The sequence below is a fragment of the Spiroplasma endosymbiont of Halictus nicosiae genome, from assembly GCF_978018445.1.
Genome location: NZ_OZ389573.1, coordinates 64,078 through 79,643, shown reverse-complemented (window position 1 = coordinate 79,643; position 15,566 = coordinate 64,078). Strand labels below are relative to the sequence as shown.

The window sequence follows — 15,566 nt, the reverse complement described above, 5'->3', positions numbered from 1 at the left end:
AATTTGTTACCAGCAATTGGTGGAATTGGTAAATTAACGCGTGCTGTTCGAACAACTAGAATTTTAAAATTAGCAAAAGAAACTAAACTACTTGAAAAATTAGGTGTAATAACTGCTAATAATTTAGAAGATGTTGTAAGGCAAGTTACAGGTAAAAAGATTTTATCTTCTAAATTAATATTTGATTTTACAAAGCAGGCTAATAATGAAACTTTATTATATACAATTGGAAAATTAGCCCGAAATGATTTTTATAAAGGTTTTAAAGTTTCTAATTTAGAAACAATTAATAATTTATTAAAAATTGAAAAAAATATTCAAAAAATAAGTCCTACATTAGTTCAAAAAATACCACGCGTGAATGAAAAAATGCTAATAAATGATTGTCTGAATATGGATTAAATATTGATAAAATAAGTAAAATTAATACTAATGAGTGATATAACATTATGACTAATCTTCATAAAAAAGGTGTTGGTAAAAATCTACTATTAAATGCTAATTTAATGAGGAGCAGTAAAATATATAATAATAAATTATTAAATATTTTTCATCAAACACCAATTAAATTAAATAAAATTTTAAATCATTTAAACCCAAATTTTTATATTCAAAAAGTAACTAAAAAATTATTAGCCCCAATTGAAAAACAAATAATTACTATTAAACAAAAAGTAATTAGTAAAATTACTGATAAAACTAAAAAAATATTATCTAAATTTGAAACTAAGGCTATTAAAAAGGTCAATTATTACCTTTTGCTTATGGTTCTGATGTTTTTTTAGCAGTTAAAATTGTTCCTTTATCAATTGCGGGTGAAGTTGCTTTAACAATATATTATAAAAATCCTAAATATGTCCCTATTGTCATTATGACAACTTTAATCAAAGCAGAACAGTTTGTTTTGGCTCCTGAACCGTTTAAATTCTATATGAACAGTGAGTGGTTTATTGGTTGGGGATTTTAAAAAAACAAGTTTGTTTAATTTAGTTTCTTTTGCCCCACTTGCTTATCAGCAAGTAGTAAAAGATAGTTTTAAAATATATCGGACATTTGCTAAGATATTAAAAATGCAAGAACAATTTAAAAATAACTTTAATAAAGATAAATTGTTAAATACGCTAGAAGATAGTGCAATTACTAGTTTATTGGGTAATGGACTAGTATTTCAAGCATATAAACAACTCAGAACAAAACAAGATTTAAACAAAAAAATTAAAACAAAAACATTACTAAATAGTAAAAAATTTATATTAAAGAAAATATATTCTAAAAAAAGTAAATGATAAGGAGATGATTAAATGTTAAATGAATTATGACAAAATGTTACTTTGAAAAATTATAATAATTTTATTCCAATAACAGGTAAAATTACAAAAGTTCCAGTTCGTTATAATAAGTTCTTTAAAGGTGATGTAGAATTATGATTTAAAACATTTGCTTTAAGAGCCCAAAATATGATTAATTCTTACTTAAACTATCCATTTTCAAAGCTAAAATTTGAAACATTTAAAGACCCATTATTAAAGAAAATTTGTATTAATATGGTGTTTATTACGATTGAACATTTAACCGTATTCCAATTGAGTTTTTTACTTCGGCAAATATGAGTGTTGGTGATATTAATTATTCTTCATAAAATTACCCTATGGCAACATGACAAGGTCTATTGCCTACCTATGCAAAATCATTGGCTAATTTAACAACTTTAAAGAAAATGTTTCGTACTTTTCAAGAAGAAGGTATTGATTTAACAATGATTGATTTAGAAGCATATTATACTCAATTAGAAGTTGATGCTTTATTAGATAAACTTGTTATAGAAAAAATTAAAGATGAAAAACTTGCAAAAATAAAAGAAGAAATTTTAGATGAATTAAAAAAATCAATTATTATACCAAAAGTTCCAGATTGAGAAATTGTTGATACTAATGATTTTAAAGTTGGTCAAAAAGGATATAATATTCCTAATTTTGATAAAGAAAATTATATTTATAGAATTTGAGCCTCAGGAAAAAATATCAAAGGAGATTCAAAAAGTCAAGGGATGTTGCAAACAAGACATAGTTTTAGACAAACAATAGGTGTTATATATGATCAAATAGGTGTTAATAGTGCATGTTTAGCATTATCTATTAATCCTGATGGATTGATTAATATTGGAGTTAATGGTCCAGCAACATTTAGACCTTTGGGATTTGTGTTTATTGAAAGAAAAAAGGTAAATTAGAAAGGAGATGTTATTATGCCAAAAGTAGAAGTTAAAGATGTAATTATGTTTTTGAAAATATTTGGAGTTTCATCATTTTTTTATTGCAGGAATTATTATTTGTTTTATAGGAGAAAAAATATTAAGTATTTCTTGACCAGCATATATTATTGTTTCAGCAATGCTTATCGGAGCTGGAATTATAGTTTTGATTATTGAAACAATTAGATTTATCAAAACACATAACAAACAACAAAAACAAGATAGTATTGAAGATGTTATTAAAAAAGAAGATACAAAATAAAGAGGTGTTATAAATGGGATTATTACAAGCAAAAAAGAAATTAAAAAAAGAATATGATATTGATAGTTATTATCTTAATTTAGCATCAACGATTACTAATCGTAAAAATGTTACTGTTCAAAAACATAATGAGATTTTAGAAAAAAGAATTTGTGAAGATAATGCTAATTTTTTAAATCCACGCGATTTAGAAATTAGCATTTATAATCCAATTAATAATAAACAGATAGATACTAAATTAATTAATAACTTTTTAAAAATGCAAGACTTTACTAATAAGAATTGATATAACGAATATAAAATTAATAAGAATGGTAAAGGTGCATATTTTATTTTTGCTAATAATTCAAAACTTAATTTTATTACTATTGATTTTTATAATGACCAATATGACGAATTAGGTAATTTAGTATCTTGTACTTTTGATTATGACCCCTATCTTAAAAATGATCAAAGTATTTTTATTTCTGAAAAATTAAAACTTGATTCTGTAACTAAACAAGTTAAAGTTATTAGAAAGTTAAAAACACGATTATATAGTACTATTACCGACTTATATATTGATGATGCTAAATGAAATAACTATACAACATTACAAAGAGAAGAAATATTGCCACTTAATTTTATTCCGATTGAAATTATTCCTAATAACCCTAATTTTGAACCTTCTGCTCGTTATGGTAAACAATTTGCTAGTATTTTAGATATTATTGCTGAAAAAATAATGTTAGACCCATTATTAAATAGTGGTAAATTTACCATTAATACTAATGGAGTTACTGGTGTTGTTGACCAAGAAATTAGTAAAATGTTGGCTTCATTTATTGAAAATGACTTGTTATTAGTTGAAGGAGACCCTGATAGTAATTTTCAACCAGTAGACTATATTGCGGGTAATTTTAAAGGTGAACAATTAACAAAAATATATGATTGATTACTAACTAATTACTATAAAATAAATCGCCATCATGTTCCCGCAATTGCTAAGGGAGCACAACAAACCCAAGCAGAAGTTGCGGGTGTAAATATTCAAACAAACGCATCATACAAACAAATGATATATATTAGAGAGATTAAATTAACTGAATTTATTATTAAGTTAATTAAATATGATAATGCTATTTTAAATAGTAGAACATTTAATATTAAAAATATTGATAATTTAATTGTTGATGTTCGCTTACCAGTAAATGCAACTTTAAACAGACAATTAAAAAATAATGAAACTATTATCAATATGCCCAATGAAAAAGGAGAACAAAAATAATGCTAAAACCATCTGAAAAAATGTTAGCACAATTAGCAGAAAAAGATGAACCAATTGACTATTCAATCGATAGTATTCCGTTATATTTTGCTGCTCAATCGCAGTACAGCAACCCTGACTTAGAACAATTATTTACTGAAGATCGCGCCAGAACCTTATATATTTATAAAATTAATAATCTTGTTAAGACAAAGCAAAAACCTACCTTAAACTACTCACAAAATAGTGTTAAAATCGGTTTTATTGACAAAGATGAATATATTAAAATAACTGGTTATGAAATTAGTGACTTTAATTTTAAATTACAAATTCAACAAAATACCACAGTCCAAGATAATAGTACTAGTTATGTCATGATTGATGAAAAAGATATTTTAATTAATGATATTTCAAAACAAGACAAAGAATTTTTAGAAACATTAGACTTAAAAATAGTATCTATTAATGAACCAATTATCGAAGACAATAAAAATGAATGTTATATCATAGAAGAATACAAACGCCCTTATTCACCCGATGGTGTTAATATTATTAAATCTATGCATTTAGTTAAAATAACTGATTTTAAATGAAAAAACCAAAATAGTATTCATTTAGTATTACAAAAATCATTATCCGAAGACACAGTATTTACTGGGATTGAAATTAAATACCCTAAATCAATGTTATTTGGAAATATTAAGTGTTGAGGCAATGTTAATGGTGTTTATTCTTATCCATCATCAAATATTGAAAATGCTAGTTTAGTACCTTTATTATCAATGCCCATTGAAACAAACCCTAATGTAAGAATATTTCAGTATTGATTTACTGAAAGTTTTTTACTATGAAGTATAGCCAAAAACTATATTCGAGGAAAAGATATTTTAGATTTGATAAATAAAAATGGTTTAGAAAAAGTTTTATTAAATTATTTAACATATCGTTATAATTATGACCATAAATTTTAAGGAGCAAAATACGATGAAAAAGGAAATCCCATTAATCCAGCGGCTGAATTACGACAAAAATTCGAAGGACAAAAACCAGAAGATGTTATTGATGGTTTATTTGAAAAATGAAAAAGAAGTAATCCATCATTTATTAATAAAGATGATATCAAAATATTTAAACAAATTATCTATATGCTTTCAAATTACACATATAGCAGATATGCAATTAATAAGGGTTATAATGATGATATTAAATTAATTGCTCCTTATTATTTTGAATTAATTTCAATCCCTTATAAAACCAAAAATAACTTTTGAATATTTCAAGATTGTATAGTTAAATTAAATTCACTATATTTTAATATTTTAGCTGAAAAATCTTTAAAAGATTGCTGAGAAAATGTGAAATTAACACCATTTAATAGTGTTGATGATAAATGATATTTTGTGATTTGAAGAGGAAATATTAATAATAAGTGAAATATTAATAATTTTTATAATAGTTATGGTGGAAACTATTATGTAGTAGATGAAAAATCTCAAATACAACTTTTATTAAAAAATAATGAATATTTTTTGGGAATAAAAGAATTTTATAATGATAAAAGTAAAAATAAAATTACTATTTCTAAAAATAATGTTTTAAATGTAATAAAAGAATTTGACATTTTTGATATCAATAATAATTATATTAAAAATGTATATCGTTGAAAAATAACAGGTAAACCAGTCTTACCTGAAATTGATTTTACTAGTGGAGAAATAAAATGAAAAGACTCTAAGCCATATGAATTAAATGTTAATAACAATGATCTTTCCGTAAATTCTGTTTACTTATTAGAAGCAAATTATTTTAATTGACTATCAATAACAAATGAATTAGAAACAAACAACATCCCTTCTCTTATTCCAGCAGAAATTAAATTATCCGATGGAGAATATGGTAAATATTTGACTAATTTAATTGTTTCTAATGACAAATTAGAAGAAGTTTTAGAATATATTTATTCTTCGGATTGAGAAATATTTTTATTTTCCAAAGCAAATTGAGCACAATATGCATCAACTAATAAATTTTTTAAAGATAATATTAAAATAAATTATGATAAAAAACTATTTAATTTAAATAAAATTGAATTATCTGGAATATGAGGTTATGGTAATTATGATATTTCAATTTTTACAGAAAAAGAACAAATTAATATTAATAATTTAGAATTATTTAATAAAAACAATGAAAAATTATCATTGATTACATTAGAAATATAAAAGAGTCATTTATTAAAATGACTCTTTTACTACTCATTAACTTTTGTATTACCATTTTCATCAATAACTAAATTAGGTAATGATGATTTTTCTAACTTTCAACGATATACATTTTTAATATAATTATTATTGATATCAAAAATGTCAAATTCTTTTATTACATTTAAAACATTATTTTTAGAAATAGTAATTTTATTTTTACTTTTATCATTATAAAATTCTTTTATTCCAAAAAAATATTCATTATTTTTAAATAAAAGTTGTATTTGAGATTTTTCATCTACTACATAATAGTTTCCACCATAACTATTATAAAAATTATTAATATTTCACTTATTATTAATATTTCCTCTTCAAATCACAAAATATCATTTATCATCAACACTATTAAATGGTTTTTCTTGTGGTGCTATTAATTCTAAAATACCATCTTTTGTTTTTATATTGTTTTTTTCTTTTAGTTCTTTCAATTTTTCTGGTGTATATTCTTGTGGTTTATTACAAGCAACTAAACTTGTTGTACTTGTTCCTACTAATGATATTGCACCAATAATACTTAAAATATTTTTCATAGTTTTATTGTTGATTTAAATATTGGATACGTTGAATATAAAGACTTTTTGTATTTTTCATAATATTTAAATGCTTTCTAAATAATATAATTTGTTTTCTATAATTATCATTAAAAGTTTTATCATTTGAATTTAATGTTGCGCTTGATTCTGTAATATTTGTAATATTAATTTTACTTACATCAATATTGTATATTTCACGCAATTTATCTTTAATTTGTTGTTCTGTTGGTAAATTTAAACCATTAGTTTTAATTACTGCTTGATATTTTTGTTTATAAGGACTAGCTGCAATTGTTGTTGGTACAGCAGTTCCACTAATTGTTAACACACTTAATAAACTTAATAATTTTTTCATACTTGTTTTTCTCCTTTTTTTAGTCTTGAAACCTTACTCAAGATCTACCTGCATTATATATATATATATATATATATATATACAAGCAAAATTAGCGCTTATTTTGTGAAAACCATATACATTTTAGACCACTAATTTAGTCTTTAAATTAGAATGGAGATTAAAAGTATATGGTAACAAGTATTCCTAATGAAAATGAATTATATTCATTACAAAGAAAAATAAAAAATGATATTCACAAGAAGAACCTTCAAAACAAACAAACTATATTTATCAAAATGTCATTAATTATTTTAATTTATGTCAAAAATACTATTTATACGAAAACTCATTAAATAATTTAATTAAATTATTTTATAAATCAAAACAAACTTTTTATAATTGAGCTAAAAAGATTCAACTTTGTCTTAAAGAAAAATTAAATTTTATTGTTTTAGCTAAAAAAACAACTAGACCAATTAATATTAATAACCATTATTCAAAAACTTACAAGATTGCTGTTGCAAAAATGATGAAAAAATATCGACAAAAATATGGAACTGGTATTTATGAGTTTTATAATTTAACACTAGCTGGGTTTTTCAAATATAAAAAGAAAGTAATTAAACATAACATTAAAACTTTAATTAAATGGAATAAAGAATTTAATAATTTTTATCCTAAAAACAAGAAAATTAAGACTTATAAACGTTATGAAATGTCTGAATTAGGACATTTACAACATGATATTAAAATTCTGACACCAAATATGACTGGTTTTAAACGTAATTTATATTTGTATGATTTTATTGATGAAAAATCACGTTTTGGTCTTGCTTATTTATCTGAAAATAAGTCACAGTCATCAGCAATTGGTATTTTTAATCAAGCTTATGATGATTTTTTAAATAATAAAATTAGAATAAAAAGAATTAGAACCGATAATGGTCCTGAATATGTTTATAGTTATAATCCAGAGTATAAATATCATAAAAGTGAGTTTACAAAAGTATTGCATCAAAAAGGTGTTATTCATCAAACAACACCGATTCGTTCCCCTCAATCAAATGGGAAAATTGAAAGATTTCATCAAAACTGAAATAAATTTTTTGAATATCTTCCTCGTTATCCTAAAAATATTAATGAATTACGAAAATTAATTACTATCTTTTTAGATTATTACAACAATGTTAGACGACATAAAAGCATAAATTTTTTAACGCCATCCGAAGCTGTGTTAAAATTTTTAAAAGACTAACTGGTCTAAAATGTATATGGTACCTTACAAATTAGCGCTTATTTTAATAAATTTATCTTTTAAAATACTCTTAATTACGCGTTTTAAGGGCTAAATTAGTAGTAAAATATATTAAGTTATATTTTCCTTCTTCTCTATATTAATAGTTGTATTATTAAAATAATAGTGTAAAATAATGTTAACGGTTTATCCTTTTAACAAAAAAGTAATTTATGGTTTATGCTTTCCGCCTTAAAAGGTATACAAAAACGAAAAGATACTATTTCAAAAGAAGATTATTTAAAAGTTGCTAATGAATTAGATGAATTAAAAGCATTTAAAGATGTTCCATCTACTAAAATTGAAGATATTAAAACTAATTTAGAAAAAGTTAGTGGTAGTTCTTTATCTGAAAAAATGCAAACTTTAAAAGAATTAAAACCTGATTTGTTTGTACAAGAACAACCAGCAGTTTCACCAACTAATTTTATTAAAGATATAATTGAAAAATCAACTGAAAATAAGAATGATGAAATTGAAACTATTAAAGAAAAAGGAGCATATACTCCTGATGAAATTAAAAAAATAACTGATTATACACTTAAAAACCTTAGATAATAAGGGAGTGAAATATTATGGCAACAATTAATTTGCCACAAGTACCTTTTATATTACAGGGTAATACAACAGGACAAAAAGTCTATGTTGATATGGTTAATGCTTTATTGCGTGGACCTTTATATAATGAATATGCAAGTATTATGCAGTATGCAACAGCAACCGCAGAACAAGTTGCTTGATTACCAAATGCAGGACAAGCACTATATAATTTAACTCATCGTGTGGTATGACAAAATGATTATTCATTACCAAATGGTGGGACAACTCAAACAATGAGATTAACAAGAATTCCAGTTCCTATTGATAAAAGATTTAATTTAAAATTAATGAATGAAGCATTTGATTTGGCATTAATAAAACAAAATATTAAAAATGGTGTTATTGCTGATGCTATTTCTAGTGTTGTACAGAATAAATTTGTTAATTTAGAATGTGAATTAATTCAGGCCATTTATGATTATTGTTTAGCAGATGGTCAATATGAAGTAATTCCATTTCGTAGTTATACAGCAGATAATGCTGATGATGCAAATAGAGCATTCTTTACATTAAATGAAACTTTGATTGAATTAACAAATCAAATTAGTAATTTATATTTTGGTTTACCAACAAATAAAATGTTTATGGTTTTAGGTCATAGAGCCTATTTAGGATTAACACCTGCTTATTTAAAAGTAATTGGTTCACAAGCCCAATTAAAAGCAATGGTTAATGGTGAATTATATGAAAATACAGTAATGGGAATTCCAGTATCTAAAAGTTTTCATTTAGAAAAAACATATACAAAAGGACAAGTTAACCGTGATAAAGATTATAATTTTACTAATGTAAATGGTTTATTATTAAATAAACAAGTATGAGCATATCCAATTAATATGGATACTATTCAACAAGTTTTAGATAATGATACTGCTAATCCTAAATGAATTGGTAAAGTGCAATATGCAACACCAACAATTTTATATCCAAAAACATGTAAAATTATTTTAGAAAAAAAACCAACACTTGAAGAAAGAATAGCATCTTATAAAAACTTAAATAAAACATTTAGAGTACCAATTGATTATGAAATTCCACAACCATTATCATCAGAATCTAAACCAAACCCACAAGGTTAATAGAAAATGAATTTACTAATATTACGAGTTTTAACTTTATTAGTATCTAATTTAGAAAATAAACCTTTAATAAGTAAATTTGTAAATTTAATTAATAGAGTTAATCAAATTCAAAATAAAGTATTAAAGCCAATTAATTATATTACTGATAAATATAATAAAATTACAAATAAAGTTGAAGATATTTATCGGTGATTAAATCCATTTACTTATGTAGATTTAATTAAAAAAGGTCATAAAAAAGAAATACAACAAATATTAAGTCAATTAGAAAAAGATAATAATATTCAAAATAGAGAACAATTTAAAAATGAAAATTATTTAAATACTAATTGACAACCTTTAAATAGTAGTTGACTTGATAGTGGTATGTTTAATATTACAAATAAGTTAACTTTAACAGGTAATTTAACTATTTTAATATATACAAAAACAGCAAAACATCCGAAATTTTATGGTCCATATGTTTATCCTAGTGTTCCAGTTGAAATATGAAAATTATTAAGTAATGCTGTATCTAATGCAGGTACTTTATTTTGGTGTTATTGATTAAGAAAATGATTACCTAGTCATTTAAGAGATTATATTAAAAAACGATTACCACAAGCATTAAAAGAAAAATATCCCAAAGGAACTACTAAATTAACATTACCAACAGTTCAAAAATTACAACAAATTAAAAAGTTTATTAATAATTTAAAAATTGGACATTTTAATTTTAATTTTGCTGGTGAAATTAATAATAAAAAATGATATCGTGAACGCCGAAGTGATGTTAAAAATATTAAGAATTTATATAAAACACCAGTTAAAAATATGTTTTACAAAACTAATCAAACTATTAAAAAAATTAAGAAAGCAAAAGCAAGAGTTAATAGTTATAAGCCAAGTAATTTAAAAAATAAATATCGTAATCAATTAAGAGGTGTTTTATATGAAAAATAATTTAAATAATTTGTTATTTATAACAGTTGAAGATGTTAAAGAAAGTAAACTTTGACAACCTATTAATGATAGAAAACAATCTGCTTATAATGATAATTTAATTTATAATGCTATTTTAAAAACTAGTTTATGAATGGATAGATTATCAGGTGGAACAATTTCAGATAAAATCAATAAAAACAATTTATTTCCATGAGTAAAAAAAGATAATACTGGTTTAATTGAATATGATAAATGATTAAGTTATATTCAATCTGCTTGTTTATTAGCAGTTATAAATTGATATTTACCCAAAGGAGTTAATGATTTAACTGGTAGTGCTTCATTTTCACAAGGTGGTGTTGCTTATTCACAAACTAATGACCCTGAAGCAAATGAAAATATTACTCGTGATGTTAAAAATGCTTTAAAATTAGTGGGTGAAATAATTGATATTATATCTAGTAAAACAGTATCTAGACCTTATAATTATAATTTAGATAATTATGCTCATTCATGAGAAGAATATAAACATATTAGTAAAAAAACTTTTTATCCAACATTATTATTTTGATTAAAAGAACGATTACAAACAGATAACTCTATAAATGTAAGTTATCCCACTATTAATGACTTTTCTAAAATTGATTATAACGAATATATTAAAATTATTGTTCCATTTGATAATGATACTATTTATGAAGAAAATGGTGTTTGAAAATCAAAACAAGGTGGTGAAATTCCATCAGATGTTATTAAAGATAGTGATTTAAATAAAGATTATATTGAAAAAGTTGATGGTAAATATATTGTAAAAACATCAAAAGATTTAAAAAATAATTATTATGATGCAAATTCCATTGTTAATTTTTAAACAAATAAACAAGATAAATTAATAAGTGGTACAAATATTAAAACTATTAATGGTAATTCATTATTAGGTAGTGGTGATATACATATTAGTGGTGGCAATGATTGAGAAGTTGTTAATACTAGTGATTTTGTATCTTTTTCTGACAAAAAATATCAAATTAGAAATTATGATTCTACAAAATATATATATAAACTATGAATTGGTGTTAATCAAAATGACGGAGATATTATTAATATTATGTTTGAAACATATAAAAATCATTATGAATTTAATTTATTTGCTGCCTTTAATAGTATAAAACTTAAAAAAATGGCGAAATAAGTTCTGAAAATAAATTAATGGCATTACATGTTGAAAGAAAAAAAGTAAGTTAGAAAGGAGTTTAATTAATGAAACAAGATAAAACGACTTGATTAAAGGGTGCCTTACCTTGAAATTGATTTAAAAAAGACCCTATTCCAACTTATAATTGAATTCATAAAGATATTAGAGAATGAGAAAGAAAATATAAAATTCGTAGTTGAGTTGTTGGTTTTTATACAATATTATTTTTATTAATTAATTGTTGATTAGAATATGGGATGATTAATGGCATTAAAGATGAAATTAATTGATATAATTATGGACAATATTGAGGTAATGGAATTGCTATTTTGATAACACCTTTATTTACACACGGAATTCAAGGTATATTTGTTGCTAGTAGTAAACCAAAAGTTGATATGAAAATTGATATCCCACGATTAAAAATATCTAAAGTAGGATTAGTATTTACAATATTACCTTTAATTACTTTAATAATTTCTTTAATTATAATTTGAATTGATAAATCAAAATGAAAAAAAGACCATTTACGACATTGTTTGAACTGCCGTATTAATCCGCGTGTCATTCAACCGCGAATAGCAAAACAATGAAATGATTTAGATGGCATAACAGAAGAAAAATTAAAAAATATACAAAATGAAAATATTAAAAAACAAAAACAAGAAGAAAATAACAAAGAATTAAATTTAAAATAGACTATATATAGGGGTGGTTGATATTTTTGGGTGGTTATATAGTTTAATTTATAAATTATTTTGTTCTGAAAGGATAGATGGCCACTGTTTGAGTAGGGATAAGAAAGGAATTAAAAAATGTTAAATGATACATTAATGATTACTTTACTTGTGTTAGCGGGTGCGGGCGGAATGGGTAGTCTTGGTATTCTAGGATTATCTGCTAAAAAAATTAAAAAATATAAAGCAGAAATTAGAGAATTAAGAACTGCTGTTATTTCTCATGAAAAACATTTACGAGGATCTGAATATGCAACAGAATTAGCATTAAAAACAGGTCAAATTAAAAATGTTAAAAAGCAAGTTAAAGTAAACAACAAAAAACAAGAGCAAAAAGATGCTATTAGACAACTAACAAATAGTATTTAAAAAAATAACCTTAATTGGTTATTTTTTATTTTTCTTTATTGTGTTTTATATAAAAATTAATAAGATGTTCAATTCGTTGTGAATAAGTAAAGTCATTAAATTCATTTCAAACTTTTTATTGGTTTTCATTTAAGTAAATATTAATATTACGAATTAATTTAGAATAATATTTTCCTGTTTTTTGATTAAATGAATGTTTCATAATATTAACCCTTATAATTAGCAATAATAATGGCATCTCGTAAATGATTACTAATTTTGTCATTATTATATTTTCAACCTTTACCATATTGATAAGTTAAATTACTATCAATTCCCCAATAAATTTTATTTTCATAATACTTACTTTCATTTTCTTTATTTTTAACAACTGATTTAGTATGGCGTGGTGAAACATTAGCAATATATCCTTGTGTTTCTAACGAACCTAATAATTTCAATAAATCATCTTTATCTTTTGAGCCATTGGCATTTGTATATAAACAATTTTCTATAAAAACTAAATATTCTAGTTTATGATTATTTTATAATATTTTCCCAAATGGTTTTTCATTTTTTAAATAATTTATAATAAATTTAGAATGTTTTTTTCAATCTTTATTTATAAACTCTTGTTTATCTAATAAGATATTATTTTTAAAAACAACAATAGCCATAGTACCATATTTAGAAGGCTCAATACCTATTTTTATCATGCGTATACATCCTCATCATTGTTAATTGCTGGTACTACATTAGAGATATCTTCTTCTTTAACTACATTATCGTTTGTGTACGCTATTTCATCATTACATGGGGTAAATATTTATATTATTTGATAATGGTTCATGGCTCATATGCCCCTGATTTTTAACGATATTACTATCATTATCAATATAAATCTTTTAATCATTAGTTGTAATAACTGCTTAATCTGATTTATATGCTTGTTGTAATTCAACTGACATAATATCACATTTTCTTAATAATGATTTTAATACTGTTTTTAATGCCATTTCATCAAAAGTAGCAATCATAAACTTTTTATTTTTAGCATAAGTTTTAGAATATTTCATAAAATGATTTTCCATTTGTTCTCTTGTCATATATAAAGTTTTTTTCAAAACCATTAACCATTTTAAAATATGCTGTATAATCTATAATTGATAATTTTTCTCGTTCATCTTCATTTTGTATTCAATTAAAACTAGTTCCTTTTAAACGATCATAATTTATTAATTCACCATCTTTGACATCAGATACTGACATATCTAAATATTGACCGCTTCTTTGGGCTAATTGAATATAACCTTTATAACCTATTTGAAATTGTGATTGAATAACTCATTCTTGTATTTCGCGACCATTAATTAATTCTTGTTATTTTAGTATTATATGGAACTACATAAGCATATCCAAATTGTTTTTCCATCGGTAAGTTTAATAATACTCCTTGATAACAAGCAGTCATAATTGTTTTTGGATCTGCTTTTTGTAACAATTCATTACTATTTGTTATTGCTATCAAATTACTTTTAAATCTTACAATTTCATTTTCATTTGAAAATTTACTTTTAATTCAATCATTTGCTACATCTGTTCTTAAAAATTCTACTATATTTGCCATTTTATTTCACTCCTTTAATTTGAATATTTATTCCTTTAATACCAATTACTTTATTTTCTGTATTTATATCTCATTGTGCTTTAATTATGTTTTTAACTAACTTTTCATCAACAATTAAATATTTAATTAGTTGTTTTAATTCATATTAATTAGCATTTTCTACAAAATCATCATCAATTCCAATTATTTCAATATCTTTAACTAATAATTTTTCTTTACGAAAATTACTAGTAATAATTTTTAATTCTTGCACTTGTTTTGCTACACTTTTAATTTCTAAAAATTGTTCTTTTTTATGATTTTCAATAATTTCATTTTGTTTTTGAAATTGAATATTAATAACACTATTTTTAAAAGAATCATGATTACTTTTAATATTATTTTCTAAATTCAAAATATCTTTTCTAATAAAATTTAATTCATCTTTAAAATTTTTTATTAATTCTAATGGTTCTCTAAAAATATAATCAATTTTTGAAACTACTAATTTTAAATCTTTTAATGATTGTGATTTATATTCTCCATTTATTAATCAAGCTTGTTGTCGATATATAAATTCTGCTAATTCTTGTCCATTTTAATCAATTCATTTTTTAATTGTTTGTTAATGCTTTTAAACTTAATTCTTTAAAATCAGAACCTTTTATATAAAATGGAAATGTAATATTATTTACTGCATTTTTTACAATATCACTCATTATTTATCCTCCTTACTAAGTAATTTGTCATATTTTGAACTGTCAACTAATATTCAATCGATAGAACCTGTTGAATATGGATTTTTATAAAAATCTTCTTTATATAATTGTTGTTGATCAATTTTTTTTTCTTTTTCAGCAAGTTTTTTTAAGTGTTTTATTTTCTTC

At 23.1% G+C, this 15,566-nt stretch carries 24 protein-coding genes; 16 read left to right on the top strand and 8 right to left on the bottom strand.

The window, feature by feature from the left end:
* The first annotated feature begins 3 nt into the window (after window positions 1-3).
* The 9 genes from ACZ91P_RS00575 to ACZ91P_RS00535 all read left to right on the top strand — a co-directional run bounded on the left by ACZ91P_RS00575 (window position 4) and on the right by ACZ91P_RS00535 (window position 5,981).
* Window positions 4-402, top strand: a complete 399-nt coding sequence (locus tag ACZ91P_RS00575; RefSeq protein WP_465157532.1) for a hypothetical protein — start codon at window positions 4-6, stop codon at window positions 400-402.
* A complete protein-coding gene (locus tag ACZ91P_RS00570) occupies window positions 384-785 on the top strand; it encodes a hypothetical protein (protein ID WP_465157531.1) in 402 nt (133 codons plus the stop codon). Before ACZ91P_RS00575 ends, ACZ91P_RS00570 begins: the two co-directional genes overlap by 19 nt.
* A gap of 192 nt (window positions 786-977) precedes the next feature.
* Window positions 978-1,289: a hypothetical protein gene (locus tag ACZ91P_RS00565; protein ID WP_465157530.1), complete on the top strand. Its 312-nt coding sequence runs from the start codon at window positions 978-980 to the stop codon at window positions 1,287-1,289.
* 12 nt (window positions 1,290-1,301) lie between these two features.
* Window positions 1,302-1,703, top strand: a complete 402-nt coding sequence (locus ACZ91P_RS00560; RefSeq protein ID WP_465157528.1) for a hypothetical protein — start codon at window positions 1,302-1,304, stop codon at window positions 1,701-1,703.
* On the top strand, window positions 1,649-2,230 hold the full coding sequence (locus ACZ91P_RS00555) for a hypothetical protein (protein WP_465157527.1): 582 nt from the start codon (window positions 1,649-1,651) through the stop codon (window positions 2,228-2,230). Before ACZ91P_RS00560 ends, ACZ91P_RS00555 begins: the two co-directional genes overlap by 55 nt.
* A 61-nt stretch (window positions 2,231-2,291) precedes the next feature.
* Entirely contained in the window at window positions 2,292-2,513 is a 222-nt protein-coding gene (locus ACZ91P_RS00550) for a hypothetical protein (protein ID WP_465157526.1), read from the top strand.
* Window positions 2,514-2,526: 13 nt separating this feature from the next.
* Window positions 2,527-3,780, top strand: coding sequence for a hypothetical protein (locus ACZ91P_RS00545; protein ID WP_465157524.1), 1,254 nt, complete (start codon window positions 2,527-2,529; stop codon window positions 3,778-3,780).
* Window positions 3,780-4,730: a hypothetical protein gene (locus ACZ91P_RS00540; RefSeq protein ID WP_465157522.1), complete on the top strand. Its 951-nt coding sequence runs from the start codon at window positions 3,780-3,782 to the stop codon at window positions 4,728-4,730. The genes ACZ91P_RS00545 and ACZ91P_RS00540 overlap by 1 nt, the downstream gene beginning before the upstream one ends.
* Window positions 4,731-4,904: 174 nt before the next feature.
* Window positions 4,905-5,981 (top strand): hypothetical protein, encoded by a 1,077-nt coding sequence (locus ACZ91P_RS00535; RefSeq protein ID WP_465157520.1) that lies wholly within the window; start codon window positions 4,905-4,907, stop codon window positions 5,979-5,981.
* Window positions 5,982-6,010: 29 nt separating this feature from the next.
* Here ACZ91P_RS00535 and ACZ91P_RS00530 read toward each other — a convergent pair whose 3' ends face one another.
* Both ACZ91P_RS00530 and ACZ91P_RS00525 read right to left on the bottom strand, forming a co-directional pair.
* A complete protein-coding gene (locus ACZ91P_RS00530; RefSeq protein ID WP_465157519.1) occupies window positions 6,011-6,553 on the bottom strand; it encodes a lipoprotein in 543 nt (180 codons plus the stop codon).
* Window positions 6,554-6,557: 4 nt separating this feature from the next.
* Window positions 6,558-6,911: a hypothetical protein gene (locus ACZ91P_RS00525; RefSeq protein ID WP_465157518.1), complete on the bottom strand. Its 354-nt coding sequence runs from the start codon at window positions 6,909-6,911 to the stop codon at window positions 6,558-6,560.
* Between the two features lie 508 nt (window positions 6,912-7,419).
* Between ACZ91P_RS00525 and ACZ91P_RS00520 the strand changes: the two genes are divergently transcribed.
* From ACZ91P_RS00520 to ACZ91P_RS00490, 7 genes are all read left to right on the top strand, one after another.
* Complete coding sequence (locus ACZ91P_RS00520; protein WP_465157517.1) at window positions 7,420-8,148, top strand: integrase core domain-containing protein; 729 nt, start codon at window positions 7,420-7,422, stop codon at window positions 8,146-8,148.
* A gap of 219 nt (window positions 8,149-8,367) precedes the next feature.
* Complete coding sequence (locus tag ACZ91P_RS00515) at window positions 8,368-8,745, top strand: hypothetical protein (RefSeq protein WP_465157516.1); 378 nt, start codon at window positions 8,368-8,370, stop codon at window positions 8,743-8,745.
* 17 nt (window positions 8,746-8,762) lie between these two features.
* Window positions 8,763-9,866: a hypothetical protein gene (locus ACZ91P_RS00510; RefSeq protein WP_465157515.1), complete on the top strand. Its 1,104-nt coding sequence runs from the start codon at window positions 8,763-8,765 to the stop codon at window positions 9,864-9,866.
* 6 nt (window positions 9,867-9,872) lie between these two features.
* Complete coding sequence (locus ACZ91P_RS00505) at window positions 9,873-10,811, top strand: hypothetical protein (RefSeq protein WP_465157514.1); 939 nt, start codon at window positions 9,873-9,875, stop codon at window positions 10,809-10,811.
* Window positions 10,801-11,664 carry a hypothetical protein gene (locus tag ACZ91P_RS00500; protein WP_465157513.1) on the top strand — a complete coding sequence of 288 codons (864 nt, stop codon included), beginning with the start codon at window positions 10,801-10,803 and terminating at the stop codon, window positions 11,662-11,664. The genes ACZ91P_RS00505 and ACZ91P_RS00500 overlap by 11 nt, the downstream gene beginning before the upstream one ends.
* A 389-nt stretch (window positions 11,665-12,053) precedes the next feature.
* On the top strand, window positions 12,054-12,686 hold the full coding sequence (locus ACZ91P_RS00495) for a hypothetical protein (RefSeq protein WP_465157512.1): 633 nt from the start codon (window positions 12,054-12,056) through the stop codon (window positions 12,684-12,686).
* Between the two features lie 117 nt (window positions 12,687-12,803).
* A complete protein-coding gene (locus tag ACZ91P_RS00490) occupies window positions 12,804-13,094 on the top strand; it encodes a hypothetical protein (RefSeq protein WP_465157511.1) in 291 nt (96 codons plus the stop codon).
* Window positions 13,095-13,300: 206 nt separating this feature from the next.
* Here ACZ91P_RS00490 and ACZ91P_RS00485 read toward each other — a convergent pair whose 3' ends face one another.
* The 6 genes from ACZ91P_RS00485 to ACZ91P_RS00460 all read right to left on the bottom strand — a co-directional run bounded on the left by ACZ91P_RS00485 (window position 13,301) and on the right by ACZ91P_RS00460 (window position 15,094).
* Window positions 13,301-13,534 carry a hypothetical protein gene (locus ACZ91P_RS00485; protein WP_465157510.1) on the bottom strand — a complete coding sequence of 78 codons (234 nt, stop codon included), beginning with the start codon at window positions 13,532-13,534 and terminating at the stop codon, window positions 13,301-13,303.
* Between the two features lie 84 nt (window positions 13,535-13,618).
* Window positions 13,619-13,789: a hypothetical protein gene (locus ACZ91P_RS00480; protein WP_465157509.1), complete on the bottom strand. Its 171-nt coding sequence runs from the start codon at window positions 13,787-13,789 to the stop codon at window positions 13,619-13,621.
* Between the two features lie 213 nt (window positions 13,790-14,002).
* A complete protein-coding gene (locus tag ACZ91P_RS00475; protein WP_465157508.1) occupies window positions 14,003-14,149 on the bottom strand; it encodes a recombinase RecT in 147 nt (48 codons plus the stop codon).
* Entirely contained in the window at window positions 14,136-14,414 is a 279-nt protein-coding gene (locus tag ACZ91P_RS00470; protein WP_465158939.1) for a recombinase RecT, read from the bottom strand. Before ACZ91P_RS00470 ends, ACZ91P_RS00475 begins: the two co-directional genes overlap by 14 nt.
* Before the next feature lie 25 nt (window positions 14,415-14,439).
* Window positions 14,440-14,700 carry a recombinase RecT gene (locus tag ACZ91P_RS00465; protein ID WP_465157507.1) on the bottom strand — a complete coding sequence of 87 codons (261 nt, stop codon included), beginning with the start codon at window positions 14,698-14,700 and terminating at the stop codon, window positions 14,440-14,442.
* Between the two features lie 145 nt (window positions 14,701-14,845).
* Entirely contained in the window at window positions 14,846-15,094 is a 249-nt protein-coding gene (locus tag ACZ91P_RS00460; protein ID WP_465157506.1) for a hypothetical protein, read from the bottom strand.
* Window positions 15,095-15,566 lie beyond the last annotated feature (472 nt).